This is a genomic window from Oligosphaera ethanolica (assembly GCF_030814695.1).
In the GTDB taxonomy this organism is placed as follows: Bacteria; Verrucomicrobiota; Lentisphaeria; order Oligosphaerales; family Oligosphaeraceae; genus Oligosphaera; species Oligosphaera ethanolica.
Genome location: NZ_JAUSVL010000001.1, coordinates 3,213,937 through 3,239,686 on the forward strand (window position 1 = coordinate 3,213,937; position 25,750 = coordinate 3,239,686).

Genomic DNA, 25,750 nt, shown 5'->3' on the forward strand with positions numbered 1-25,750 from the left:
CGGCCGAGAGATTTGTGGGGCACGCAGTCTTGCGCTCTAGCAGTAGCCGTCAATAGTCGTCGATAGCAGTCGATAGCAGTCGATAGCAGTCGAGAGCAGTCGAGAGCAGTCGATAGCAGTCGAGAGCAGTCGATAGCAGTCGATAGCAGTCGAGAGCAGTCGAGAGCAGTCGATAGCAGTCGATAGCAGTCGAGAGCCGTCGAGAGCAGTCGAGAGTAGTCGAGAGCAGTCGAGAGCAGTCGAGAGCAGTCGAGAGCAGTCGAGAGCAGTCGAGAGCAGTCGAGAGCAGTCGAGAGCAGTCGAGAGCAGTCGAGAGCAGTCGAGAGCAGTCGAGAGCAGTCGAGAGTAGTCGATAGCAGTCGAGAGCAGTCGAGAACCCAAAAAAGCTCGGGGCTCGGAACAGCGTTCCGAGCCCCTGGGCTTGGTATGCGGTGCGGCAATCGCTTTGCCGCGGCTGTGTAGGCGGTGGTCTCAGTGTTTACCGGAGGCCATCCACCAGCATTCATCCTTTTTGCAGACGATGCTTGTAGGCAGGAACCACTCGACATGGCCGTCCACGAAGGCGTAATTGGCGCCGTCGTTGTGGACTTTGACTGATGCGTCGGTCATGGTTGCCCCTGCGTCGGTGGATGCGCCTAAGAAGTCGTGGGAGTGGGCAACTGCTTCCAGGTAGAGAACGGCCTTTGAGGGTTTCTTGATGGTATTGAGTTTGACGCCGATGGTGCGCTGGGGGGGGGCGTCAGCTGTGTGGTTGCCGTTGGATGCGTAACAGCCCTTGATGGCGCATTCGCCGACTTCTTCCTTGCCGGCCAGGGGATCAATGGAGTATTCGTATTGAGCCGACGGGCAGTCGTAGACCTTAGTATCGCCGACGTATTTGAAGATTGTGGCGCGCCAGCTGATGCCAGTGGCGTCGGTGCCGAAGGTATGGCAGGACGGCGTGCGTTGTTTCCAGTCGTCTGTGTACATCATGCTGCCGGTGCTGATTTGCTTCATATTGCCGGTACAGGACACTGCCTGGGCCTTTTCGCGGGCTTTGCTCAGGGCTGGCAGGAGCATGGCGGCGAGGATGGCGATGATGGCGATGACGACCAGGAGTTCAATGAGGGTAAATTGACGGGTACGACGCATGATCAGATTCTCCCTTGTTGAGTATCTCTTCCAGATAACAATAAAAGACGGTCAAGTACCGGTTTTCGAGAAGATACCACTGCAACGCTCAAACTGCAACGAATAGGCAAAATAATCTGGCGACTCAAGTGTAGTATGAAAATACGCTGATGGTGTCTTTGGCTACTGGAACGGCGTGGGACCTGTTTCTGCAATTGCCGGTATCAATACGCAACGCGGACGACACTCGCCTTCCGCGTCGCTTGCATGGTTGTCGGCTGAACTACAAGCCAAGTATTAGCTCGGCTGACTTTTTCGTCGTTGGCGTCTGCTGCCGGCGGTGGCGATGATGCCGGTGCCGATGATGCAGCTAGCCAGAGTGCCGGGCAGTGGTGCGCCGGAGGTCCAGCCGGGGTCGGTGATGATAATTTCGGCACCGTAGGTGAAAAAGGCATTTTGGTTATGGTTGCCGCCGCCGGTGACGACCCAGCCGCCGAGGGTGAAGGTGCCGTCGCCGTTATCGCGGTTGATGCTTGGCGTGCCCTGATCGGCAAAATAATCTGACGAAGTGAATTCGTAGCCGCTGTGACTGCTGACCCAAATGCCCACGCGTGCTCCGGCGTCAAATTCGCCAAAAGACCACGAATTCTTGCCGGTCTTAGTCGCCTGCTGGATAGCGCTGGTGCTGCCGTCGTCGGCAATGGTGTAGAAGCCGACATTTTCCAAGCCGTCGCCAGTGACTTTCAAGAAGGTGATATCAAAGGACGACGGCGCATTGAGCTCAAAGTAGCCGCCCTCATTGACTTCGGTGTACTGGTATGCCGCGCGAACGGGCAGAGCCAGCAGAACGAAGAGCAGCAGAATGTGCATGAGCGAGGTCATCAGGTGGCGGTCCTTGGGTTTTATTCATGACTCGTAACGATTACTAGGACAATGTCTAAGTATAATGTGTTCCACATAAGAATACAAGAGCGCAAGTCTCGTGCTGGCAACGGGGAAGGGAATCGATCAGGCATTGATATCAGCTATTCCTGCAGCCTTTGGTTTTCAGCGCCGAAGGCGCGGCCTAAGACAGCCCAGGGCAAGCGCCCGCAGGGCGCGTCGCCCTGGGTAAGAGTCCTATCCGAAAGGAGCCCTGTAGGGGCGACCTAAAAAACACCGTGTCGGGCGCTTAGGTACAGGAAAGGGAAGACACATCGTTCCATTGCCTCTTTGGCCCCAGTCAGCTTCGCCGACTGGGGCCAAAGAGGCCGAGGAACACGAACAATACTTGCGCTCTACCCAGGGCGACGCTCCGCCTTCGGCGTCGCTTGCCCTGGGCTATCATAGATCGCGCTTTCAGCGCTTCTGCCGCTGCGCGGCAATAAAATGCCGCGACGACGGAAGGCTGTTTTTAGGAGCAAAAAGCGCCATGGAAATCGTTAAGTGAAGGGCTCCGGCCCCAGGCGTCCCCTGGGACCGGCTGTTTCAATGGCTGACTGATTACTGGGGAAGGGCAGCTGAGCAGGGCCGCTTGATGAGGGCGCGCTCAACTGCGCCGGATTGGTGACGTTTTCTGCCAGCAAAGCACGTCATTCAGGCGTAGTTTTCAGAGCCAGGTGACGGTTTCGGCGAGGTCTTTGCGGGACGTGTGCATGGCTGCTGGTGCGGCGTCGGCGGCGGGATAGCCGAGGGGCAGGATGGCAACGGGGACGATATTGGCGGGGAGGTCGAGGGCCTTGGCGGCCTTGGTGGGATCGAAGCTGCCGACCCAGGTGGTGCCGAGGCCGAGTTCGGCGGCTTGGAGCATCAAGTGGGTGGTGATGATGCTGGCGTCGACGAGGCCGCTGCACTGGCCGTCGCAGGCGCGTTTCCAGGTCTTGGTGCGGTCGTAGCAGACGACCAGAAGCACGGGCGCGTTGAAGTGATAGGGCGTGCTCTGGCGGAGTTTGGCGAGGGCGTCGGCGGACTGCACGACGAAGATTTTCTGCGGCTGGTTGTTGCAGGCGGTGGGGGCGACCTGGGCGGCGTGGATAATGCGATTGAGGGTGTCTTTGGTGACGGCGCGGTCGCTGAATTTGCGCAGTGAGTAGCGGGTTTCGGCCAGTTTGTTGAAGTCCATGGTGTCCTCCGGGGGGTTGGGTGGTGAATGTTATGAACAGGGGATGCAGCACAATACACGTGATTCAGTTGCCATCAAGTCGGAAAGACTTTCCGCGAGGCCAAGCATGTAATCGGTCAGTGTACACCCCGGCGCTTCGCTGGGACAATTTGCAGGAAACCCACGGCCCGCCGCCGCCCAGCCATTCGACCTTGATTTCCGCCGACCTTTGCGGCAGCGTGTTTCATAGGAGTGACCACCCCGGCGCTTCGCTGGGACAATTTGCAGGAAACCCACGGCCCGCCGCCGTCCAGCCATCCGACCTTGATTTCCGCCGACCTTTGCGGCAGCGTGTTTCATAGGAGTGACCACCCCGGTGGGGAAAACACCGGGGACAATTTGCAGGAAACCCACGGCCCGCCGCCGCCCAACCATTACACATGGGTGGCTAACCAGGCAGCGGATTTCATAGGAGCAATGCTCTTCACATAGCATGCGGCAATCGCCGGCGATGAGTTGATTGGTAACCATGCACAAGATCATTCGCCGAGGTTTTGAGCACCGAAGGTGCGCCCTAAGATAGCCCAGGGCAAGCGCCCGCAGGGCGCGTCGCCCTGGGTAAGGTGCCCCACCCCAAAAGAGCCCTGAAGGGGCGGCCTAAAAGACCTGCGACGAAGGGTCACAGCGCAAAATTGCCGCAGCAATCAGTGAGTTCCATTGCCCCTTTGGCCCCAGTCAGCTTCGCCGACTGGGGCCAAAGAGGCCGAGGAACACGGACATATATGGCGTTGTACCCAGGGCGGCGCTCCGCCTTCGGCGTCGCTTGCCCTGGGCTGGTATGTTTCGCGCTTTCAGCGCTTCTGCCGCTTCGCGGCGGAAATGCACGACGAGAAAAGGCTGCTTGGTTGAAACAACAAGTGCCATGGATACCGTTAAATGCAGAGCATCGGTTTCATAGGAGTGACCACCCCGGTGGGGAAAACACCGGGGTGGTCACTGACCGATTACCCAAGCATATCACGCGGCGTCCATCGGCTTAATTACTGAAGGGCGTGGTTTTGAAATGCGCGCCGCCTTCGACGGCGAATTCTTTTTTGCCCCAGGGGACATGCCAGGTGACGGAGCCGTGGAGGCGGTTGTCGGGATCGAAGACGCCGTGGGTCATTTGCGACACGACTGGTTCGATGCCGTGGCCGCCTTCGATATCGACAGTGTCGATCTGTACGAAGCAGGGGCCGGGTTTGTGTCCGAAGAGCGTGCCGCGGGTGGTGGTGATGACCTTTTGGTTATGCTGGGCGACGATGTGGTGGATCATGGAGAGGTGCGAGCAGTCGTGAAAGACCACGGCTTCCTCGCAGTTGTGGACGTAGAGGTAGTCGGCCACGACGTGTTCGCCGAGGACGTAGCCGTAGCGGAAGCCCTGGACGGCGGCGTTGCGGATGACCACGTTGTCGTTCTGGTCACCGGGGCCCATCAGGCCGACGGTGTGGTTTGGGTTGGGCTGGAGGGCTTTGCCCAGTTCGGTGTCGCCGACGTTGTCATCCAGGCAGAACTGCGAGTCCTGGATATTCATGCGGGCGGCATTTTGCAGATTGACGGCGCTCTGCCGGGGGTACATGAGCTCCTTGTCGAGCTTGACGCGGAATTCGAGATTGGCGATGGAGACTTGATTGACGCTGAATTTGCCGGCGCAGGACGTGCCCTCGATGGTGCTAAGGATAGACCATGGGCGGGCGTTGGGGTCGTGTTCTTCTGGCGGCAGCCAGTCGGAGAAGATCATGGTGTTGTTTTGGGTCATGGTGCCGAACACCGTTGGCTTAAAAACGGTCGAGGTATTTTTGGGGCGAACCTGGTAGGAATAGAGGAGTTTGCAGGGATGCTCGCCTTTGAGCTGGATGTTGAAAGGGCCGGCGGGGATGTACAGTTGGCCACGGCAGGGCTTGCCGTCAATGGTATCGTGCGCAGCGGCGGCGACGCGGTAGCCATTCTCGGTGTAGGGGAAGAAGACGGTGCCGCCACGGCGCTTGCAGGCGGCATTGATGGCCGCTTGGATGGCGGCGGTGTCGTCGGTGACGCCGTCGCCCTTGGCGCCGAAGTCCATGACGTTCAGGCCGTGGCAGCAGCTATGAGCCGGGCGTTTGTGCTGTTGGGCGGTGAAAAGCGCTGCACCGGCAATGCCAATGGCGGCGATGGCGAGAAGTGACGAGTAGTCCATGATCGGTATGCTTCCTTTTCGGCTGGCTTGGCGCTGAATTGTGCGCCACTGCCGCAGCTGTGCGGGGCGTTTACGTCTTTTCCTGCTGAACGGGGGTGGCATCGTAGCCGGGGCCGTTGGCTTTGCCGTCAGTGCTGGTGTTGGCGGTGTTTTTGTTGTCGGTGATCAGATGGCAGCGGACACTGTGGTCGCCGATGCTGCTCTCGGCCGGCATGGTTGTGCGGCAGATGGGCATGGCCTGCGGGCAGCGCGGGTGGAATGGGCAGCCGGGCGGCGGTGCGGCCGGCGAGGGCATTTCGCCGGTGAGGACGGTGCGTTGGCGTCGGTCTTTGCCGGGCGTGGGCACGGCGGAGATCAGCGCCTGGGTGTAGGGGTGCAGGGGCGCGTCGAGGATGTCGGCGCAGGAGCCGCATTCGATGATGTGGCCGAGGTACATGACGGCGACGCGCTGGGCGATCAAGCGCACGACGCTGAGGTCGTGGGAGATGAAGAGGTAGCTGAGCTGGTGTTTAGCGCGCAGGTCCAGCAGCAGATTGATGACCTGCGCCTGCACGGACACATCGAGCGCGCTGACGGGTTCGTCGCAGACGATGAAATCCGGCTGCAGGGACAGCGCCCGGGCGATGCTCAGGCGCTGGCGCTGGCCGCCGGAAAATTCGTGTGGGTAGCGGAAGATGCCATCGCGGTCGAGGCCGACTTCGTGCATGAGTTCGGCGGCGGCTTCTTCGCGGCTGCGGCCGGCGAGGAGCCCGTGGTATGCCAGACCTTCGGTGATGAGGTCCATGGCGGTCATGCGGGGATTGAGGGACGAATATGGGTCCTGGAAGATCATTTGGCAGCGGCGACGGAGCAAACGGTGTTCTTTTTCGGCCATGCCGTTGAGTTCCTGGCCGGCGAAGCGGATGCTGCCGCTGCGGGCGTGTTCCAGCCCGAGGATAGCGCGTCCCAGGGTGGTTTTACCGCAGCCGGATTCACCGACGAGGCCGAGGGTCTCGCCTTTGGCCATGGCCAGTGACACGCCATCGACGGCGCGGACGTGGCCGGCGACGCGGTTGAGCACGCCCTTGCGGATGGGGAACCACACGCGGAGGTCTTTGATGGCGAGGAGGGGTTCTGGCATAGTCGGCATGAGGTGCAGGGGGCTTTGGCGAAAAAGACGCCCCGTCATGGTCGGATAATGTTGTCGGCCATGGCGGGGCGGAGATGCAGATTCCGGCTGGCCGTTATTTGCGGTCGGCCTGGGGGACGTAGGCCGGCAGCTTCTTGTCAGCGAAGACCGGTTTGAGGATGGCGAAGCGTTGGCGGCCGTTGATGACGGGTACGGACGGCCAGTCCTCGCCGATGAGCGGCATGGCGTAGCGTACGAAGTCGTCGCTGACGTCACTGCCGTCCTTGCTGATCCATGCCTGTGGGAAGGTGCGTTCGGAGTTGGCGACGTCGGCCAGGGGCACCTTGTCGTAGCGCACATTGTAGATCATGCCTGGCTCGCGCAGGATGGTCGACATGTAGCCGCCGGTGCCGGCGACGGCGAGGAGGACGGCCTTTTGGCCGACACGGTAGGCCTCGTCGAGATCGACGGTGGAGGCGTAGATGGCGGTGTCGCGCTGGTCGGTACCGTAGGTCTGGCCGCGGGCGCTGCCTTTGGCGGGCAGGCCGTGTTGGTTCAGGTAGTTCACCAGGGCCTGCTGAGCCGTCATGGCGCTGGCGCCGAACTGTGCGTGGCCGAAGCTGTCCGTGACGACGCCGAGGTCACCGACGTCGCAGCCCTCGCTGATGACGACGACGGCGCGGCCGCGGGCTTTCACCATGGCGTTGACGCGTTCTGCCATATCGGCGACGCTGAGTTTGGCTTCGGCGAGGAAGATGAGCAGGGGCATTTCGCGCTTGGGGTCGGCCAGGCGGGCGGCGGCGGGGATGTAGCCGATTTTGCGCCCCATGGCTTGGAGGACCAGCACGGGGTCGGCGGGGTAGGAGCCGCGGTTTTCCTCTTCGGCATTCTGGGTAATCATCGTCCAGTAGCGGGCGACGGAGCCGTAGCCGGGCGTGTGGTCGATGATTTTGAATTCGCTGTCGCCGACATCGTTGTCGATGGTCTTGGGCACGCCGATGCCGAGGACATCGAGGCCGCGTTCCTGGGCGAGGCTGGCGACCTTGTGGGCGGTGTCCATGGAGTCATTGCCGCCGTTGTAGAGGAAATAGCCGATGTTGTGGGCCTTGAGGATTGCGACGATGCGGTCGAAGTCCTCGGTCTGGTTCTTTTTGACCTTGTAGCGGCAGGTGCCGATGGCGCCGGCGGCGGGGGTATTGCGGAGGAGGGCGATTTCCTGCTCGTCTTGGGCGCTGAGGTTCAGCAGCTCTTCTTTGAGGACGCCTTCGATGCCGTGCCAGCCGGCGAAGACGGTGCCGATCTGGTCCGGGAAGCACTTGGCGGCTTCGACGACGCCCCGGAGGGAGCTGTTAATGACAGGCGAGGGCCCGCCTGACTGGGCGATAAGGAGGTTTTTCTTGGCCATAGCGTATGTATCCGTGCTGCTGTGGTTGATGGTCGGTGATGGCGACGGGCCGGCTCGGCTTAGACGCCGGAGTAGGCGCTGAAGCCGCCGTCGATGGGAATGACTGTGCCGGTGACAAAGCCGGCGGCCTTGTCGCTCGTGAGCCAAAGGAGGGCGCCGAGGAGGTCGGCGGGCTCGCCGAATTTCGCCATCGGCGTGTGGGTGAGGATTTTATGGGAGCGGGGGGTGAGGCCGCCGTCCGGCGTGGTGAGCAGGGCGCGGTTCTGGTCGGTGAGGAAGAATCCCGGGGCGATGGCGTTGACGCGGATGCCCATGGGGGCCATGTGCACGGCCAGCCACTGGGTGAAATTGCTCACGGCGGCCTTGGCGGCGCTGTAGGCCGGAATCTTGGTCAGGGGCTTGAAGGCGTTCATCGACGAGATGTTGATGATGACGCCATTCTTGTTCTTGGCCATGCTGTGGCTGAAGACCTGCGTGGGGAGCAGCGTGCCGAGGAAATTGAGGTTGAAGACGAATTCGATGCCCTTGGGGTCGAGATCGAAGAAAGTTTTGATGTCGGGATTGCTGTTGGTGAGATCGGCTTCGCTCATCTGCTCGTTGGAGGTGGTGCCTTTGGGGTTGTTGCCGCCGGCGCCGTTGATAAGGATATCGCAGGGCCCGAAGGCGCTGCGGACGGCGGCTTCGGCCGCTTCGATGCTCGGGCGGTCGAGGACGTTGCAGGCCACGCCCATGGCGGTGCCGCCGGCGGCCTTGATGGCGTCGGCGACCTTGTCAGCCGCTTCTTTGCGGAGGTCGAGGATGGCGACTTTGGCGCCGCACTCAGCGAGGGCCTCGGCCATGATGCTGCAGAGGATGCCGCCACCGCCGGTGACGACGGCGACTTTGCTACTGAGGTCGATCTTGAAAGGTACTGCCATGATGGTGCTCCTTGTTGGGGGACTGCTGGTGAACTATGATGAGGGGAAGGGAATCCTGGGAGCGCCGCCGTCCCGGCGGCATTTATCCTGTCTGTTCGTGAACTAGTGATGGGAGTACGGGAATCCTGGGAGCGCCGTCGCCGGCTTATTCCAGGACGGCCTTGATGCGACGGACGCCGCGGCTGGAGCTTTCTTCCTTGAGGATTTTGAAATGGCCCATGGCGCCTGTGCGGGGCGCGTGGGGGCCGCCGCAGATTTCCATGGAGAAATCGCCGACGGTGTAGAGTTTGACGACTTCGCCGTATTTGGCTTCGAAGAGGCCGATGGCGCCGCGTTCCTTGGCGACTTCCAGGGACACTTCCTCGCAGGTCACCGTCAAGTCGCGCTTGATTTGCTCATTGACGATGTCCTCCACCTGCTTGATTTGTTCGGGGGTCATCTTGTCTTCGTAGGTGAAGTCGAAGCGGAGGCGTTCGGCGGTGATATTGGAGCCGGCCTGGGCGACGCTGTTGTTGAGGGTCAGGCGCAGGGCCTTGTGCAGCAGGTGGGTGGCGGTGTGGAGGGCGGCGGTTTTGTCTGACGAGTCAGCCAGGCCGCCTTTGAATTTCTGCATGGCGCCGGCGCGGGACTGCTCCTGGTGTTTGGCGTAGGCTTCCTCGAAGCCCTTTTCGTCGACGGTGAAGCCCATTTCCTTGGCCATGTCGCGAGTCAGTTCCAGGGGGAAGCCGTAGGTCTCGTAGAGATTGAAGGCCTTGCGGCCGCTGATGACCTTGTTTTCGAGCTGCGGGGGGAATTTTTCAATGAGCTTGTTGAATTCGCGGGTGCCGTTTTCGAGGGTTTTGGCGAACTGTTCTTCCTCGCGGTTGAGTTCATCGCGGATGGCGTCGGCGTGTTGGGCGAGTTCGGGGTAGGCGTCGCTGTATTCGCTGATGACGACGTCGGCGATCTTGCTGCAGAACATGTCGTTGATGCCCAGCTGGCGGGCTTCGCGGACGGCGCGGCGGATGAGCCGGCGCAGCACATAGCCCTGGTCGACATTGCCGGGCTTGACGCCGTCGGCGATCAGGAAGGTCGAGGCGCGGAGATGCTCGGCGACGACGCGGGCGCGGCGGTTGTTGTAGTTGGCCTCGGGGTTATTGGCTAGATCGGCGATTTTGGCGAAGATGCCGCTGAACAGCTCGGTTTCGTAGGCGCTGCGGACGCCCTGCATGAAGGCCGTGACGCGTTCGACGCCCATGCCGGTATCGACGTTGGGTTTTTCCAGCGGGACGTACTTGCCGTCGATGGTCTTGTTGTACTGCATGAAGACATCGTTCCAGATTTCGACCCACTTGCCGCAGCCGCAGGCGGGGCCGCAGGCGGGGCCGCAGTCAGGGCGATCAAGGGGCACGAACATCTCGGTGTCGGGACCGCAGGGCCCGGTCTGGCCGGCGGGGCCCCACCAGTTGTCGTCTTTGCCGAGGTAGCTGATGTTCTGTTCGGGAATGCCCAGCTTGATCCAGATGCCGGCGGCCTCGTTGTCGCGGGGGGCATTTTCATCGCCGGCAAAGCAGGTCACTTTGATGTTTTCGGGGGCAAAACCCAGTTCCTTGGTGAGGAACTCGAAGCTCATGGCGATGGCTTCTTCCTTGAAATAGTCGCCGAGGGACCAGTTGCCCAGCATTTCAAAGAAAGTCAGGTGGAAGGGATCGCCGACTTCGTCGATATCGCCGGTGCGCAGGCATTTTTGGACGTCCACCAGGCGCTTGCCGGCGGGGTGTTTCTCGCCGAGGAGATAGGGCACCAGCGGATGCATGCCGGCGGTGGTGAACAGGCAGGTCGGGTCATTCTCCGGAACCAGCGGTGCGCTCTTGATCTCGGCATGGCCATGCCGTTTGAAAAATTCAATGTATTTCCGACGTAACTCCGCAGCTTTCATCTTCTTGATCATTGCAATGGGCCTCGCGTGACTGTACCTGACGGGGAAAAACTAAAAAGCAATAATCTACACCATCCTCGACAATTCGTCTTGGCCGGAATGCCGGAATACGGGATGGGAGAAAGAATCGGTAATCGGTCAGCCATTGATATTGGATGCCAGGCATGCCGCCGACGTCAACCCCGGGTAAGCAAGTGAGTTCCATTGCCTCTTTGGCCCCAGTCAGCTGCGCCGACTGGGGCCAAAGAGGCCGAGGAACACGGCCTTAGTAGACGCTTTACCCAGGGCGGCGCACGCTTTTAGCGTGCTTGCCCTGGGCTGGTATGCTTCGCGCTTTCAGCGCTTCTGCCGCTTCGCGGCGATGAAATGCCGCGATGACAAGAGGCTGTTTTGGTTGAAACAGCTGGCGCCAGGGAAATCGTTTAGTTAAGAGCATCGGACGGATCGGTCTGATCTTCTGTCTTTTGTCGCGGACGGATCGGACGGATCGGACGGATCGGACGGATCCGATTGCTGATCAGTCTGATCGGTCTGATCGGTCTGATCGGTCTGATCGGTCGACGAAAAAAAGACCACAAAAAGCGAAAAAAGGGTTTATTTGTCGGAACTCCGGTGTTTTGGGGCGGTCATAAAGGATGTTGAGACGATGATGAGATAAAAAAACTTAGCCCCGGCGGACATACTCCTTCCCCCCCTCCCTCTCTCCCCCACAGTCCGCCGGGGCTTTTTTTGTTTGGGAGGGACCGCCCTTGCTTTTCGACATGGTCTTGATGGGCTATAGTTTCCCTCACCGTATTGTGCGCAACGCAAGGCTGATGCAAAAGCGAGACGGAAGACCATTTTTGCGGAGACAAGTCAAGGAGAATGCAGATATGGAATTATCAGGATGTTATACTGCCATCGTAACACCCTTTCGTGATGGTCGGGTAGATTACAAGGCCCTCGGCGAGCTGGTGTGCCGGCAGCTGGCGGCGGGAGTGACCGGCTTGGTGCCGGTGGGCACCACGGGCGAGTCCCCGACTTTGAGCGTCAAAGAGCACAACGAAGTCATTGAGTTCGTGACTCGGGAAGCGGCAGGCCGTTGTCAGATCATTGCCGGCACCGGCGGCAATTCCACGTCGGAGGCGATTGAGTTAAGCAAGTTTGCGGCCTCGATCGGCGTCACGGCGACCTTGCAGGTCACGCCCTACTACAACAAGCCGACACCCGAGGGGCTGTATCGGCATTTTAGCGCGGTTGCGGAGGCGTCGGGCATTCCGGCGGTGCTGTACAATGTCCCGGGGCGTTCCGGCCGCGAGATACCGGTTGAGACCATTGCGCGCTTGGCGTCTCATCCCCTCATGGCCGCTGTGAAAGAGGCTGGCGGCAGCGTTGATCGTGTCAGCCAGATTTGCAATGTCTGTGACATTACCGTGCTCAGTGGCGATGACAGCCTGACATTGCCGATGATGGCGGTCGGCGCCAGCGGGGTCATCAGCGTGGCATCGAATATCTTTCCGGCCGACATCGTCGAATTGACCAAGCTGGCCTTGGCTGGCGACTTTGCCGGCGCGCTGGCGGTCCATCGTCGTTTGTACTCGCTGTTTACGGACCTGTTTATTGAAAGTAATCCGATTCCGGTCAAGGCCGCGATGGCCGACATGGGACTGATTGCCGAAGAGTACCGCCTGCCGCTCTGCGAGATGGCGCCGGCGAACCGCCAGCGGCTGCGGGCCACGATCGCCAAGCTCGGCGGGCACTAATTGACTGCTTCACAACAACCGTAAGCGCGAGGAGATGACGGCATGACGGCATTTCTAGAGGCACTGGCCTGGGTGACCCGGTTTGATTTCGGCCGCAGTGGCTTTACCCTGCGGGCGACGCCGCCGCGGGCTGAGCAGATTGTGCTGGCACGCAGCGCGATGGCGCTGGTGATTGCCGCCGGTGCCGGGCTGATCAGCTGGTTCGTCGGCGATCGGCTGGTGTCTGCATTCTGCGGCGCGGCGGCGGCTTGGGTGCTGCGGATTTATCTGCCTGGCGACCGCGAGAGCAATGGTTCGCTGCTGGCTCTTGGGCGAGTGCGCGATGCCCGTGGCCGTGAGGTGGCGGTCCATGAGAACTACGCCGACGCGCTGCGCAGCGTGGTGATATTCTTCCAGCCGTTGTGTTATTTTCTGCTGATTTACCGCGGTTTCTGGCTGTGGCTGTTGCCGGCGTTGTGCTTGGCGACGGTGATTGCCTTGGAGATTCAGTGGGGAGAGAACCTGAAACGCGAGGGCTCCGCGCTACCGTCGCATTGGGTGGCGGCGGCGGCAATTGTGGTGTTGGTCTGCGGATTTGGCAGTCGGCTGTTGCCTGGTCAGCCGGGGATGTTCGTGCTGGGCTTGTTTGGCCTGGTGTTAGCCTGGCTGCTGCCACAGGCGATTGCCAGTTACTGGCCCAAAGGCTCGTTCCGTAGCGAGCGCGAGGCATTGTCAGCCTACTATTATCTCGGTGAAGTGAGCATGTTGTTGCTCGGGTTGCTGGGCGTCGCCCTCTAAATGCGCGTTGTTGAAAGAAGGTGGGGCGTGTCCGAGAACGGGGTTGGACGTGGCGCTAATGCCGCGGTGGTGGGCGCGTGGCTGCTGTGGTCCTGCGATCCGGTGATTGTGCGCTATCTGGGGGCGGATTTTCCACGCTTGGTCATGCTGGCCATCGGTTGTCTCTGCGGGGGGCTGATCTTCGTCGTGCCGGCTTGGCGCGGCGCGGCGGTACTGCGGCGGCGGCCGAAGCTGCTCTTGCTGTTTATCTGTTACGTGCTATTCAGCACGGCTCTGGCAGATTTCTGCTACGTCAACGCGATCAAATATTTGCACCCGGGATTGGTGGGGCTGGCCTTGCGTTCGCAGCTGGCTTTTGCCATTTTTGCCGCGTGGGTATTTTTGGGCGAGTCGATCAGCCGTTGGACGGCCTTGGGCATGCTGTTGGTGCTTGGCGCCTACGGCCAAGGCGTCTATTTTTCCTGGGCAGATGCGGCTGCGGCGGGCGACAATCGCCTTTGGGGCTGGGTCTTCGCGTTTTGCTCGGCCATTCTGTGGACCTTCGGGACCATCGGCGGCAAGATCCTCCTGCGGGAGCTCAAGCCGCGTTCACTGAGCGGCTTGCGGCTGCTGTCATCCGGGATGATCATGCTGATCCTGTCACTGTGCATCAACGGGGTGGACGCCTACGCGGCGATTCAGCCGGCGGAGTGGCTGTTGCTGATCGGCAAGGGCGTATGCGTGTCCGGTCTGGCGTTCGGATTGTATCTCTACGGCCTGAAGTGGGTTAATGTGGCTGTGGCGTCGGCCTGGGAACAGCTGGCGCCCTTGTTTACGATCATCATCTCGGTGCTGTGGCTGGGTGAGACCATCAATGGCCGGCAGGCCTTCACCGTTGCCGTCGTCATCCTCGGTGCGATCATGATTATTCTCGCCCGGGCCTGGGATGAACGGAAATTCCGTCTACGCAACTAGACAGCCCGTTGATGCGGGCTATATTCAGTCACTCGCGTTTTTTCCACGTTCGATCTACAGCATAGTTTATACTTAGTGGAGGTCCCTATGGGTCAGCAACATCGTAAAAGCCTGAAACGCATTCGCCGCAAACGCTATGAAGAGCGGGTAAAAGAACGCAACAAGCAGGCCATGAAAAAGAAAAAATAACTGCGACGGAGACAACGGCAGTGTTTACAGACGCCCTCCAGGATACCCATGGGATCTTGGAGGTCGTTTAGTTTTTTCAGGAATACTATTCGCCTGGGTGAGTCATGCCGACAGCCAGGCGTCCACGAACAGTAGGGAACCGAGAGAAGCAGTGAGGGCAACATGGCAAAGAAAAGCGAAAAAGACGTGGTCGGAAAAGCAACAGAAGTGACTGTGAAGGCCACTGAGAAGGCCGACAAGGGCAAGGCGGCTGGCGAGAAGTACGTTTTCCTCTTTGGCGGCGAGGGCACTGAAGGCGATGCCAGCATGAAGAATTCGCTTGGCGGCAAGGGTGCGAATCTCGCCGAGATGAGCCGTCTGGGGCTGCCGGTACCGGCGGGCTTCACCATTACGACGGAGTGTTGCAACGCGTATTTTGCGCTGGGCGGGCAGTTCCCGGAGGGGCTGAAGAAGCAGGTCATGACCGCGTTGGCGGAGGTTGAACGGCTGATGGGCCGCAAGTACGGCGATGCTGAGAATCCGCTGCTGGTGAGTTGCCGTTCCGGCGCGCGGCAGTCCATGCCCGGCATGATGGACACTGTGCTGAACATCGGCTTGTCGACCACCACGATCCCCGGTCTGATCGCCAAGACCAACAACGAGCGTTTTGTCTGGGATTCCTACCGCCGGCTGATCATGATGTACGCCGACGTGGTCATGGAGAAGGCCGAGGGCATTGAGCCTTATGACGGCAAGGGCATTCGCCGCATTCTTGACGAAATGCTCGACCAGTACAAGTACATCAAGGACTGCAAGGCTGATACCGATCTGACTGCCGAGGACCTCAAGACCCTCGCCCACGCTTTCAAACGCCGCATCAAGGAAGTGCTCGGCACCGAGTTTCCGGACGACCCGATGCAGCAGTTGTGGGGTGGCATTGGCGCCGTCTTCAAGAGCTGGGTTGGCAAGAAGGCCGTGTCGTACCGCCGCATTGAGGGCATTCCGGAAAACTGGGGCACGGCCGTGAACGTGCAGACCATGGTTTTTGGCAATATGGGCGACAGCTCGGCGACGGGCGTGGCTTTCACGCGTAACCCGGCGACCGGTCAGAACCTGTTCTTTGGCGAGTGGCTGCTCAATGCCCAGGGCGAAGACGTCGTTGCCGGCATTCGCACGCCCAGCCCGTTGAACAACGCGACCAAGACCGACCAGAATCGCGATATGAAGTCGATGGAAGATATGATGCCCGCGACCTACAAGGAGCTGGACGCAATCCGCCTCCGGCTCGAAAAGCACTACCGGGACATGCAGGACATCGAATTCACGGTTGAAGAGGGCAAGTTGTACATGCTGCAGTGCCGTACCGGCAAGCGCGGCGGCAAAGCCGCCGTGACCATGGCGCTGGACATGCTGGACGACGGTCTGATCAATGAAACCGACGCCGTGTTGCGCGTCAACCCCAACCAGGTGATGGAATTTCTGTTGCCGATCATCGAGCCCAAGCTGGAAGCGAAGTCGCAGTGGCTGCTCAAGGGCCTGCCGGCTGGCCCTGGTTCGGCTTGCGGCGAGATTGTTTTCACTTCGGCTGACGTGGTTCGCGCGACGCGCATGGGCAAGAAGGTCATTCTGGTCCGTGAAGAGACGAATCCCGAGGACGTCGAGGGCATGCGCGACGCCGTTGGCGTGCTGACGGCCCGCGGCGGCATGACCAGCCACGCCGCGCTGGTTGCTCGCGGCTGGGGCAAGTCCTGCATCGTCGGTGCCTCCGAAATGCAGGTCGATGCGCCGAACAAGACCCTGAAAGTCGGCGACAAGACTTTGCGCGAAGGCGCGCTGATTACCATGAACGGCTCCGCTGGGACGGTCTACGAGGGCGCCCTGCGCCTCGTCGAGCCGACGGCTGGTGAAGACTACGCCGAATTCCTGCGCTTCATGAGCATTGTGGACAAGTTGCGGACGATGGGCGTCCGGGCCAACGCCGACACGGCGGTTGACGCGCGCAAAGCCCGCAGCTTTGGTGCCGAGGGCATCGGCCTGTTCCGCATGGAACACATGTTCTATGGTGAAGGTTCTGCGAAGCCGCTGTTCCTGCTGCGCAAGATGATTCTCTGCATTACCGTTGCTGACCGCGTTGCAGTGCTCAAAGAGCTCTTCCCCTACATGAAGAACGACATCAAGGGCACGATGGAAGCCATGGATGAATTCCCGGTAACCATCCGCCTGCTGGACCCGCCGCTGCACGAGTTCCTGCCCCATTCGCAGCTCGGCCGCCTGGAGCTCTCCAAGGCCCTGGGTATTGCCGAGGACGAAGTGCGCAAGCGCGTGGATGCCTTGCAGGAGAACAACCCGATGATGGGCCATCGCGGTGTGCGTCTGAGCGTGACCTATCCCGAGATGACCGAGTATCAGGCCCGGGCCATTTTCGAGTCCGCGGCGGAATTGATTCGTGACGGCAAGAAGGTCATTCCGGAGATCATGGTGCCGATTACCTGCGACGTGCGCGAACTGCGACACACCAAGGAAATCGTTGAGCGGGTTTACGCCGAAGTCGTGCGGCGCTTTGATCTGAAGAAGCTCAAATACAAGCTTGGCACGATGATTGAGATTCCGCGCGCCGCGCTGCTGGCCGATCAGATGGCCGCCGACGCCGAGTTCTTCTCCTTCGGCACCAACGACCTGACCCAGCTGACCTTTGGCTTCAGCCGCGATGACATCGGCAGCTTCATGTCGGCCTACTTGGATCAGCGCATTCTGGCGGCGGATCCCTTCCAGACCATCGACCAGAGCGGCGTTGGCGCGCTCATCGAGATGGCCACGCTGAAGGGCCGCGCGGTCCGTCCGGACCTGAAGGTGGGCATCTGCGGCGAGCAGGGCGGTGACCCGGCCTCCGTGGAATTCTGCTACAAGACCGGCCTGACCTACGTGAGCTGCTCGGCCTTCCGCGTGCCTGTGGCGCGCGTCGCCGCCGCGCAGGCTGCCATCAAGGCCGCCAAGCAATAGCCATCGCAACCGCGCGGTGTGCAGGCCTGCCTGCAAGCCGTGCGCAATGCGCATAAGCGGCGGCGCCATCCGCGTCGCGCCATGACGCTGCAAAAACACGGCCCCCGCATCGCCTCAATGGTGATGCGGGGGCCGTGTTCATTTTATGCCGGCAGGTGCAGTTCGGGTTACGCCAGGTCGTCGGCGATGCAGCTGGCGTCGTCGTCGGGATCGAGCAGGGCGAGGACATCATGGGCGCTAGTGCAGGCGAGGAGTTGCTGACGGATGGCTGGGTCAATGAGCTTGCGGGAGATTTTGGCGAGGACATCGAGGTACTCGTTGTAGCAGTCCTGCGGTGTGAGCAGCATGAAGACGAAGCGGGTGTGGTGGCCGTTTTCGCCGCCGAAATCAACGCCGTCGGGGAAGATGCCCATGCAACCGGTGAGGCCGCCGTGGATGGGCATGGTGATATGGGGGAAGGCGGTGTCGCTGCCGACGGCGGTGGAGACGATTTCTTCGCGTACCAGTGCCTGTTCGATGAGGCGGTCGCGCCAGAATGAGGGCACCTGGTTGTGGGACACCAGGATTTCGACCAGTTGGGCAATCACCTGATTGCGGTTGGCGCTGGGTTGCTGCAAGGCGATCATCTGCGGCCAGAAGACATCGCGGAGGCGGATGCGCGTCGGTTTGCGGCCGAGGAGCATCATCAGGGGGTTGCTGAAGGCCTTGGCCACCTGCGCGGGCAGAGTGCTGTCAAATTGTTCCGTTAGGCGCCAGGGATTGGGCGCGCCCAGGACGATGAGGTCGTCGGGCTGCACCGTGCTGGCCAGGCCCGAGAGGACGTCTGGCGCTTGCAGGACGACGATCGGGGTGGTGATGCCCAGGCCGCGGGCGAGTAGCGTCGTGGTGGCGCTGTCCGGCGCGTCCTGATCGTCGCTGCGGACGATATGGACGACCTGCGCGGGGCACTGGTGCTGCTTGGCGATGGCATGCGCGATCCATAGCTGGCGAATGACTTGGCTGCCGCCGCTGGTGGGGATGATTACCCGCTTGATGGCGCGGGCGTTTGGCCAGCGCAGAAACACGCCGCTGAGCTCGTGATCCAGGGCGAATTGCAGCCAGGGCTGGCCGGTTTTGTGGTCAGGCCAGTCGGTGAGAATCATGCCCGGGGCTCTTTCGGTGGCTTTCTGTCGCGCGCTTGCCAGCACGGCGTTTATGCCTTGGTTGTGGTCGCCGACGGTTTCGAGGGGGACGTTACGCGTCGCCGCGAGGGTATTGCCGCAGTTTTCTATGGCTTCTTTATTGGTGTTCGTGGTGGGGACAGCCCAGATGGACTGGCTTTCAAGGTTGCCCATGGCGGTGTATCTCCTGAGGGGGGAATAAGGATGGCTGAAATAGGGACGCCGGCGCAAGAAATGCCGGGATAAACATGCGCGGGGCGGACGGCCCTTGGGGCAGTCGTCAGCCTTGACTGTAAGGCCGAAGGCGCCGTTGTCAAACCGGTGGGGGGCTGGTGGTGGACCCGGTGGACCCGGTGGACCCGGTGGACCCGGTGGACCCGGTGGACCCGGTGGACCCGGTGGACCCGGTGGACCCGGTGGACCTGGTGGACCAGGTGGACCCGCCAGAGTAGCAGCGGCTTCCAGCCGCTGTGCGCACGGCTCGTGCGGCGGGGGAGACGGGCCGGGTACGGTCGGCGTGGATGACGAGGACGGTTTAATGAGCCGTCTTGTCGGAGTGGGCGAGACGCCCACTCCACGGCCGCGAGACGTCATCGGTCAGTAACCATCCCGGTGGGGAAAACACCGGGGATAATTTGCAGGAAACTCACGGCCAGTCGCCGCCCAGCCATTCGACCTTGATTGCCGCCGACCTTTGCGGCAGCGGAGTCATAGCGGGCCCAGAGTAGCAGCGGCTTCCAGCCGCTGTGCGCACGGCTCGTGCGGCGGGGGAGACGGGCCGGGTACGGTCGGCGTGGATGACGAGGACGGTTTAATGAGCCGTCTTGTCGGAGTGGGCGAGACGCCCACTCCACGGCCGCGAGACGTCATCGGTCAGTAACCATCCCGGTGGGGAAAACACCGGGGATAATTTGCAGGAAACTCACGGCCAGTCGCCGCCCAGCCATTCGACCTTGATTGCCGCCGACCTTTGCGGCAGCCAGAGTAGCAGCGGCTGGAGTCCGCTGTAACTCTGATGCTGCGGGCGTTGGCTTTACGGTTCGGGGGTGACAGCGAAGATGCAGCTGCTGTCCTGGGTGAAGGGCCAGGTGAAGCGGCTGACGGGTTTATCGCTGACGACGGTGTTGCTGTAGAGTTCGCGGACGCGGCCGGGGGTTGGCAGGGCGATGCTGCGTTCGCCGGCGTCGTGGACGGTGATAGCGACGAGGTTCTTGCTGGCCCAGACGACGTCCTCGCTGGCGATGTAGCTGTGAGCGCCGGCCAGATCGCCGAGTGTGCGCCAGAAGGCGGCTGGGAGCTGTGGCTGGGCGCAATAGACGGCGGTCCAGGTCGGGAAGCGTTTGCTGACTACGGCGGGGCGGCCGTCGGCGTAAGTGGCCAGGACGACGGCGTCGGGATCGTCGGGGAGCAGCGCGGGATTCTGGACGTAGGATTCGGCGCCGAAGGACTGGCCGGCGAGGCCGTCCGTGAGGCCTTGGGCGCTACGGAACGTGACGGCGCCCTTGGCGGGCTGTTCGTGTCTGCGGATGCGGATACCGGTGAAGTCCTGCATGCGTTCGGGGTTGAAGACGCCGTCGCTGTAGAGGCCAGCGCCGTTGAGGAAGACGATGACGCGGCCGTCGCTCTTGAGTTGATCCAGGTCGGCGCGTTGTTTGGCGGAGGGTGCGAAACTGCAGGCCATGATCAGCAGGCGCTGCCTTTGCAGGGCGGCGAGGTCGCTGGCCAGGAAATGCGCCACGGGGCGGCCGCCGCGATGGAGCGTCGGCAGGCGCCGGATGAGCTGTTCGGCGCCGAGGGGATCGGCCACTTTCAGGTAGCAGAGACTGTCGGGGTCGACGACCAGCGCGACTTGCTCGGCGGGGCTGCGGTCCAGGCGCTGGACATCGCGGGCAACGCCGCCCTGGCGGTGCAGGGCCGCGAGGAGGTCCGGGTGGTCATAGCGATTGGCGCCGACATCGAACCACCACTGGGCGACGCCGTTGCCGATGACGCAGGCGAGTTCCTTGTCCTGCTGGATGATGTCGCCGGGTACATCATTGGCGCGGCCCCAGGTGCCGGGTTTGCCGGGTGAGAGGGAGGTGCGCACATCGTTTTCATTGAACCAGAGTTTGCCGTGGAGTTTTACGCTGTCGACCAGTGACATGAAATGGCAGGTGCCCAGGCCGCCATGCTGGCGGAAGGCGTAGCTGGTCGGGCTGCAGACGAAATCGATATTGGGGTCGTTGAGGACTTTTTCCAGGCCGAGATGGCCGGCGTTCTGCTGGCGTTGCTCGCCGCAGAGCTGGAGGAGATAGCCGTAGAAGACGCCGACGGTCTTCTGGTTGCGGGTGATCTTCTTGACGGCGCTGGCGAAGTAGCTGAGGGTATCGGCCACGAGCCAGGAGTTATAGGTGTAGAAATCGACGACCTGCTGTTCCTGGCGCGGGTCGCGGAAGGAACCAATCGCGGTCGTGTTGCGTTGGGCGTAGGTGGGCAGATCGGCGTTGGTGAGGGTGACGGCCGGGTTGTCCCAGGCCTTTTGCAGGGCTTGGTCGCTGCCGTATTTGTTGGTCAGCCATTGGCGGAAATAGGCGAGATTGGCGGGTGAGTAATCGACCCACTGATTTTCGTTGGCGCCCCACATCATCCATTCCTCGGTGGTGCCGGAGGCGAGGTGGTAGCCGATGAAATTGTCGGCGTAAGGTGATGACTCGATGTACTCGATGAGCTTGGCGAGGCCTTTCACCGTGTCTTCCCGCCAGATGCGTGACGACCAGCTTGGCGTGGGCTTTTCGCCGCGGTGGATAAGCGGTTCGCGGGTGCCGTCGGGTTTCTCGTAGACCACCAGTTCGTCGGGGTGTTTCTCGCTCCACCAAGCGGGTGCGTGGAGGTAGAGGCGGGGGAAGATATGGGCGTCGGGATTGGCGTCGAGGACCATCTGCACGCGCTGATCAAGCTGGCTGAAGTCGTAGACGTCTTCGCCGAGCCAGGACAGTTTGGACAGATTGTAGCCGCTGTCGGTGGGGGTGCCGCAGATGGTAAAGAGGTCCACGCCGGCACTGGTGAAGGCGGCGAATTTTTCCGGTTCGGGCCGGTATGCGGCGCAGGCCATGCCGTTGTGGGGCTGGTCGTTGATGAAAAGGGTTGGCACGCCGTTGTGAGGGGCAACATGCGCGCGGCTGCGCTGGGCTTTGCCGGGGCGCTGCTGGATGGCGATGCGCTGCAGGTTGTGACTGGCGAAGGCGCGCTGATCGTCGCCGGCATCGCCTTCAATGAAGACAGTTAGATCGTAGGTGTTGCTGCGGATGTATTTGGGGATGACCATGGCTTCGGGCATGCTGACCAGGTAGGACAGCGGGTCGTCGGCATTTGGCTGCAGGGCCAGATTGACGCGGGCAAAGGTGGCGTTGCCGCTGCTGAGCCGGAGTGAGCCCAGGGGCTTGCGCAGGGGGGTGCTCAAGCGCACGGTGAAGGGGGCCGTGCTGATGCTGTCGTCCGCGCGGCCCTGCGCCGGCAGTTCGTGGGTGCCGACGCTGCTGACGGCCACGTTGAAATCTTCCAGGGCAATTTCGCCGATTTCGAGCTGGTAGTCCTTGCCGCCTTCAATGCTGTAGGCGATGACGCAGACAAATTGAGCCGGGAAGGTGATGGCTTCGGCCTTGGCGCTGGTCCAGGACGCGACTTGCCATTGGTGCCAGGGGAAGGCGATGTCTTGCCAAGCGCCGGCTTCGCGTTCGACGGCGCTGATGGTTGGCAGGTCCTGTGCGGGTACAGTCCATTCCACGCCCATGCCGTCGGAAAACTTAGCGGCGATGGCAAAGGGCTGGCCGTGATTGCGCAGGCGGAAACGCAAGACGCTGAAGGGGCCATTGATGGGCTGGTAGTAGAAGAGATCGTTGAATTTGGTCTGCTCGCGGGGTGTGAACTGCCAGGTGAGCGAGTTGTCGCCAAGACTGTGTTCGGCCTGGCTGAATTCGCGAGTGAGGCGCGGTGCGTCGCGGTTTGTGCGCCAGCGGCCGGCCGGGCCCGTGCCGTCAAACAACGCCGTGTGGCGGATGGATCCGGCGCCGCCGGCGCCGTTCTGGGCCCAGGACGGCGACACGCTGGCGGTTGCGCCGGCCAGCAGGCACAATGCGGCCAGGCCGCAACGGCAGGACAGGTGCAGGCTGAAATGGGCATTGGACATTGAAACGCGATGACTTGCGGTCATGACGACTTCTCCTCTGCACGGTGTGTTTACGGCGTGGCGGTGGTGGCGGCGGCCGGGATGAACAATTCGAGTTCGGCGATCTGGAAGCTCTTGTCGCCGGAATTGGCTTCGATCAGGAGGCGGAAGAAGGGTCCGGCGGCGGGCTTTTTGAGCACGAACAGGGCTTTTTCGTGGCGGCCGAACCAGGCGACGTCCTTTTGGCTGTCGATGGTGGTCCACTCCTCGCCGTCGCTTGAGGCGAGCAGCTGCCATTGGCGGGGATCGCGGCTGGGCGAGTCATTGGCGCTGGTGATGGCGTAGGCGGCGACGGGCGCCGGCGGGGCCTGGGTAAATTGCAGTTGCAGCCACGGCGTGGGGGAGGGCGTGCAGTACTTGGTTTTGGCGTCCTGATCGAAGGCCTTGGCGACGCTCTCGCGATCATTGAAGCCGGGTGATGACGCCATGGCGACGGCATTGTCGCCGGTGATGGCATTGCGGTACATGGACGTGTCGACGAGCTTGGGTTTGGGCCAGTGGCCGGGTGTTTGGGTGTCCAGCCGTGCCCAGGTGTCAGCGATGTTCGTGGTCATGATCGGCGCGCGCAGGGCGGCGATTTTGTCTGCGGGGGTTTTCAGGCAGAGATTGGCGAAGAGCACGGACTGGCGGATGGCGCTATAGTCCGGCTGGTCGTGGGTGATGCTGAGCAGGCCGGACCAGTTCTGCAGGCGCATGATCTGGAAGAGTCGTTGGACGCTGCTGTCGTCGGTGCTGGCCAATGGCAGGCCTTTGCCGCTGGCGAGGTCGGCGTCATTAAGGCGGATGACGACGACGCGGCGGCCCAGCGTGGCAAGTACGATAGCCGGGTCCAGTCCGGCCTGGCGGCAGGCGACGAGGTCCAGGCAAATGCCCACGCCGGTGGGCAGGGCGGCGACAGCGGCAGCTAGCGGGTCGAGGCCGGTTGCGGCGGCCGGCAGGGTCGTACAGGGCAGGACCAGAGTGATTTTACGGGCGGCGCAGGCCGCTGCGGCGGTAGCGATAGCGGTGGCAGTGGGCGTGCTGATGATGCGGAGTATGCCGAGATCGCCGGCGAATTGGGCGAGGTCCGCCCAGCCTTGCGCGTCGGCGGGCGCGGGGAATTGCCCGGCAGCAATGGTTACGCCGGCGGTCTTGAGGGCGGCTTTGACGGCCTGGCGTTGGGCGCTGTCCAGCGCCGGAGTGAGGAGCGCGGCTTGATCATCCGGACTGACGCGGAGCTGGTCGTGGGCGACCATGGCAGAGAGGCCGAGGTCGCGGGTGGTTTGCAGAACCTGCTGCAGGCTGTGCGTAGTGAAGGGCGCGGCGTCGAGGCTGACTGTTGGTTTGGCGGCATGGACGGCGAACATGGCGACGAGCAGGGCGGTGATAAGTGTCGTTTTCATGGTGGCTGATGTCATCTTTCGGTGCTGGCGGCGTGAAGGGCTTGGCGTGGCGGCTCAGAAGACGCGGTAGGGATGGCTGATGTAGGCGTCTGCGGCGGGGTTGTCTACGCAGCGCATTGACTTGGCGTCCCAGGTGATGCGTTTGCCGGCGCGGATGGCGAGATTGCCGAGCAGGACCGTTTCAGTGAGCGCGCCAGCGTAGTCCACCAGATTTGAGCCGGCGGCTGGGCCGCCCTTGCAGGCGCGGATCCACTCCTGGAAATTTCCGCCTTTGATGGTCGGCGGCATTTGTTTCGGGCGGCCAACTTCGCGCATGCGTGTTTCGGGGAAGATCCGTGGCGAGTTGCCGTAGCAGCCGGCCATGATGCAGCCGTTGCTGCCGTAGAAGATTTGACCGCCGTCTTTGGGTGGCATGGAGCGGCCCTCTTCGAGCTGTGGCGGCCGTGGCGGCATTTTGCCGCCGTCGTGCCAGACGAGTTTGAGTGGTGGCCGGTTGCCGCGAGCGCCGAACTGGTAGGTGACGATGGACCAGCTTGGGGTCATGTCGGGGCTGGCTGCGTCGGATACGGCTTCGACCCAGAGTGGGTTGCGCAGATCGAGGGCCCAGAAGGCCGCGTCCATGATGTGGCAGCCCATATCGCCCAGCGCGCCGCAGCCGTAGTCCCACCAGCCGCGCCAACGGAAATGCGGTCCGTCGGCGGGGTAGGGGCGGTAGGGCGCCGTGCCCAGCCAGAGATTCCAGTCCATGGAAGCCGGCGGTGTCGCCGCCTCGGGCATGGGGCCGTTCTGGGGCCAGATGGGCCGGTCGGTGTAGAGATGGACTTCGCGGACCTCGCCGATGGCGCCTTCGCGGATCCACGCGACGATGCGCCGGGTGTCGTCGGTCGCATGGCCTTGGTTGCCCATCTGGGTGACGACGCCATAGGCTTTGGCGGCACGCGCGAGTTTGCGGGCTTCGGCGATGGTGTGGGCGCAGGGCTTCTGCACGTAGACGTGCTTGCCCATGTGCATGGCCATCATGGCAATGGGAAAATGCATGTGGTCGGGCGTGGAGATGGTCACCGCGTCAATGTCGTCGCCGAGGTCCTGCAGCATACTGCGGTAATCGCGGTAGGTCCGCGCGTCGGGATACTTGCTGAAGGTGTCGCGGGCACGCCCAAAATCGACATCGCAGAGACCGACGATATTTTCCGAGGATACGCCGGCGATATCGGACGCGCCTTTGCCGCCGCAGCCGACGCAGGCGATGTTGAGTTTGCGGTCGGGATCGACCAGGCTGGGCTTGCGGCCGAACCAGCGGAAGGCCATGAGATCAGGGGTAAGACCGATGGCTGCGCCCGTGGCGACGGCGCCTTTGAGGAAATTCCGTCTGCTGCATGTCGTCATCAGCTGTACTCTCTTCTGCTGCGAGTGGTGATGCCTGTCTGGTGGTGCACGAAAGGGGCTAATGTACAACGGCGCGGGGCCGCTGCAATCACTGCAGCAGTTAACGCACCGGCGCCGACGCGGCTTGGTCGGCCGGGGATAATTTCCCAGCATGCGAATCGAAGGTTCCGTGGCCTCGCGGCTTGCCGTGATGCTTGTTTTCTCACGCGAAGGCGCGAAGGCGC

The 25,750-nt window shown here is 61.9% G+C and carries 18 protein-coding genes and 1 pseudogene; 7 read left to right on the forward strand and 12 right to left on the reverse strand.

Features of this window, described 5'->3' with window-relative positions; all coding sequences use genetic code 11:
* Window positions 1–471: 471 nt before the first annotated feature.
* The 3 genes from J3R75_RS11070 to J3R75_RS11080 all read right to left on the reverse strand — a co-directional run bounded on the left by J3R75_RS11070 (window position 472) and on the right by J3R75_RS11080 (window position 3,211).
* Entirely contained in the window at window positions 472–1,131 is a 660-nt protein-coding gene (locus J3R75_RS11070; RefSeq protein ID WP_307261586.1) for a DUF1559 family PulG-like putative transporter, read from the reverse strand.
* Window positions 1,132–1,407: 276 nt separating this feature from the next.
* Window positions 1,408–1,992 (reverse strand): hypothetical protein, encoded by a 585-nt coding sequence (locus J3R75_RS11075; protein WP_307261587.1) that lies wholly within the window; start codon window positions 1,990–1,992, stop codon window positions 1,408–1,410.
* A 706-nt stretch (window positions 1,993–2,698) separates the two neighbouring features.
* Entirely contained in the window at window positions 2,699–3,211 is a 513-nt protein-coding gene (locus J3R75_RS11080; RefSeq protein WP_307261588.1) for a nitroreductase family protein, read from the reverse strand.
* 231 nt (window positions 3,212–3,442) lie between these two features.
* On the opposite strand from J3R75_RS11080, the gene J3R75_RS11085 reads away from it, so the two are divergent.
* Window positions 3,443–3,682, forward strand: a complete 240-nt coding sequence (locus J3R75_RS11085) for a hypothetical protein (RefSeq protein ID WP_307261589.1) — start codon at window positions 3,443–3,445, stop codon at window positions 3,680–3,682.
* A gap of 1,504 nt (window positions 3,683–5,186) precedes the next feature.
* On the opposite strand, the pseudogene J3R75_RS19865 reads toward J3R75_RS11085, so the two are convergent.
* The 5 genes and pseudogenes from J3R75_RS19865 to J3R75_RS11110 form a co-directional block, all read right to left on the reverse strand.
* Window positions 5,187–5,291: pseudogene (locus J3R75_RS19865) on the reverse strand (glycosyl hydrolase family 28-related protein); the annotation flags it as partial.
* A 184-nt stretch (window positions 5,292–5,475) separates the two neighbouring features.
* On the reverse strand, window positions 5,476–6,534 hold the full coding sequence (locus J3R75_RS11095; RefSeq protein ID WP_307261591.1) for an ABC transporter ATP-binding protein: 1,059 nt from the start codon (window positions 6,532–6,534) through the stop codon (window positions 5,476–5,478).
* 94 nt (window positions 6,535–6,628) lie between these two features.
* Window positions 6,629–7,918, reverse strand: coding sequence for a diphosphate--fructose-6-phosphate 1-phosphotransferase (locus tag J3R75_RS11100; RefSeq protein ID WP_307261592.1), 1,290 nt, complete (start codon window positions 7,916–7,918; stop codon window positions 6,629–6,631).
* A gap of 59 nt (window positions 7,919–7,977) precedes the next feature.
* Window positions 7,978–8,835: an SDR family oxidoreductase gene (locus J3R75_RS11105; RefSeq protein ID WP_307261593.1), complete on the reverse strand. Its 858-nt coding sequence runs from the start codon at window positions 8,833–8,835 to the stop codon at window positions 7,978–7,980.
* A 145-nt stretch (window positions 8,836–8,980) separates the two neighbouring features.
* Window positions 8,981–10,753 carry an alanine--tRNA ligase gene (locus J3R75_RS11110; RefSeq protein ID WP_370882395.1) on the reverse strand — a complete coding sequence of 591 codons (1,773 nt, stop codon included), beginning with the start codon at window positions 10,751–10,753 and terminating at the stop codon, window positions 8,981–8,983.
* A gap of 872 nt (window positions 10,754–11,625) precedes the next feature.
* On the opposite strand from J3R75_RS11110, the gene dapA reads away from it, so the two are divergent.
* The 4 genes from dapA (at window position 11,626) to ppdK (ending at window position 17,394) form a co-directional block, all read left to right on the forward strand.
* Entirely contained in the window at window positions 11,626–12,495 is an 870-nt protein-coding gene (gene dapA / locus J3R75_RS11115; RefSeq protein WP_307261595.1) for a 4-hydroxy-tetrahydrodipicolinate synthase, read from the forward strand.
* Between the two features lie 42 nt (window positions 12,496–12,537).
* On the forward strand, window positions 12,538–13,272 hold the full coding sequence (locus tag J3R75_RS11120) for a hypothetical protein (protein ID WP_307261596.1): 735 nt from the start codon (window positions 12,538–12,540) through the stop codon (window positions 13,270–13,272).
* A gap of 27 nt (window positions 13,273–13,299) precedes the next feature.
* Entirely contained in the window at window positions 13,300–14,226 is a 927-nt protein-coding gene (locus tag J3R75_RS11125; protein WP_307261597.1) for a DMT family transporter, read from the forward strand.
* Between the two features lie 351 nt (window positions 14,227–14,577).
* Window positions 14,578–17,394 carry a pyruvate, phosphate dikinase gene (ppdK, locus tag J3R75_RS11130; RefSeq protein ID WP_307261598.1) on the forward strand — a complete coding sequence of 939 codons (2,817 nt, stop codon included), beginning with the start codon at window positions 14,578–14,580 and terminating at the stop codon, window positions 17,392–17,394.
* A 167-nt stretch (window positions 17,395–17,561) separates the two neighbouring features.
* On the opposite strand, the gene J3R75_RS11135 is transcribed toward ppdK, so the two are convergent.
* Window positions 17,562–18,728 (reverse strand): PTS sugar transporter subunit IIA, encoded by a 1,167-nt coding sequence (locus J3R75_RS11135; RefSeq protein WP_307261599.1) that lies wholly within the window; start codon window positions 18,726–18,728, stop codon window positions 17,562–17,564.
* A gap of 374 nt (window positions 18,729–19,102) precedes the next feature.
* Between J3R75_RS11135 and J3R75_RS11140 the strand changes: the two genes are divergently transcribed.
* Window positions 19,103–19,282 (forward strand): hypothetical protein, encoded by a 180-nt coding sequence (locus J3R75_RS11140; protein ID WP_307261600.1) that lies wholly within the window; start codon window positions 19,103–19,105, stop codon window positions 19,280–19,282.
* 96 nt (window positions 19,283–19,378) lie between these two features.
* The gene (locus tag J3R75_RS11145; RefSeq protein WP_307261601.1) at window positions 19,379–19,564 is read left to right on the forward strand and encodes a hypothetical protein; all 186 of its coding nucleotides are present in this window, start codon (window positions 19,379–19,381) and stop codon (window positions 19,562–19,564) included.
* 23 nt (window positions 19,565–19,587) lie between these two features.
* On the opposite strand, the gene J3R75_RS11150 is transcribed toward J3R75_RS11145, so the two are convergent.
* Genes J3R75_RS11150 through J3R75_RS11160 form a run of 3 tightly spaced genes read right to left on the reverse strand, consistent with a single transcriptional unit; the run spans window position 19,588 to window position 25,526 of the window.
* The gene (locus tag J3R75_RS11150) at window positions 19,588–22,743 is read right to left on the reverse strand and encodes a beta-galactosidase (RefSeq protein ID WP_307261602.1); all 3,156 of its coding nucleotides are present in this window, start codon (window positions 22,741–22,743) and stop codon (window positions 19,588–19,590) included.
* A 26-nt stretch (window positions 22,744–22,769) separates the two neighbouring features.
* Complete coding sequence (locus J3R75_RS11155) at window positions 22,770–24,140, reverse strand: discoidin domain-containing protein (protein WP_307261603.1); 1,371 nt, start codon at window positions 24,138–24,140, stop codon at window positions 22,770–22,772.
* Window positions 24,141–24,194: 54 nt separating this feature from the next.
* A complete protein-coding gene (locus J3R75_RS11160; protein WP_307261604.1) occupies window positions 24,195–25,526 on the reverse strand; it encodes a Gfo/Idh/MocA family oxidoreductase in 1,332 nt (443 codons plus the stop codon).
* Window positions 25,527–25,750 lie beyond the last annotated feature (224 nt).

Bases quoted from the DNA above. Each gene is read 5' to 3' on its own strand.
- J3R75_RS11070 (WP_307261586.1), bottom strand. From the start codon at position 1,131: ATGCGTCGTACCCGTCAATTTACCCTCATTGAACTCCTGGTCGTCATC.
- J3R75_RS11075 (WP_307261587.1), bottom strand. From the start codon at position 1,992: ATGACCTCGCTCATGCACATTCTGCTGCTCTTCGTTCTGCTGGCTCTG.
- J3R75_RS11080 (WP_307261588.1), bottom strand. From the start codon at position 3,211: ATGGACTTCAACAAACTGGCCGAAACCCGCTACTCACTGCGCAAATTC.
- J3R75_RS11095 (WP_307261591.1), bottom strand. From the start codon at position 6,534: ATGCCGACTATGCCAGAACCCCTCCTCGCCATCAAAGACCTCCGCGTG.
- J3R75_RS11100 (WP_307261592.1), bottom strand. From the start codon at position 7,918: ATGGCCAAGAAAAACCTCCTTATCGCCCAGTCAGGCGGGCCCTCGCCT.
- J3R75_RS11105 (WP_307261593.1), bottom strand. From the start codon at position 8,835: ATGGCAGTACCTTTCAAGATCGACCTCAGTAGCAAAGTCGCCGTCGTC.
- J3R75_RS11110 (WP_370882395.1), bottom strand. From the start codon at position 10,753: ATGAAAGCTGCGGAGTTACGTCGGAAATACATTGAATTTTTCAAACGG.
- dapA (WP_307261595.1), top strand. From the start codon at position 11,626: ATGGAATTATCAGGATGTTATACTGCCATCGTAACACCCTTTCGTGAT.
- J3R75_RS11120 (WP_307261596.1), top strand. From the start codon at position 12,538: ATGACGGCATTTCTAGAGGCACTGGCCTGGGTGACCCGGTTTGATTTC.
- ppdK (WP_307261598.1), top strand. From the start codon at position 14,578: ATGGCAAAGAAAAGCGAAAAAGACGTGGTCGGAAAAGCAACAGAAGTG.
- J3R75_RS11135 (WP_307261599.1), bottom strand. From the start codon at position 18,728: ATGGGCAACCTTGAAAGCCAGTCCATCTGGGCTGTCCCCACCACGAAC.
- J3R75_RS11150 (WP_307261602.1), bottom strand. From the start codon at position 22,743: ATGACCGCAAGTCATCGCGTTTCAATGTCCAATGCCCATTTCAGCCTG.
- J3R75_RS11155 (WP_307261603.1), bottom strand. From the start codon at position 24,140: ATGAAAACGACACTTATCACCGCCCTGCTCGTCGCCATGTTCGCCGTC.
- J3R75_RS11160 (WP_307261604.1), bottom strand. From the start codon at position 25,526: ATGACGACATGCAGCAGACGGAATTTCCTCAAAGGCGCCGTCGCCACG.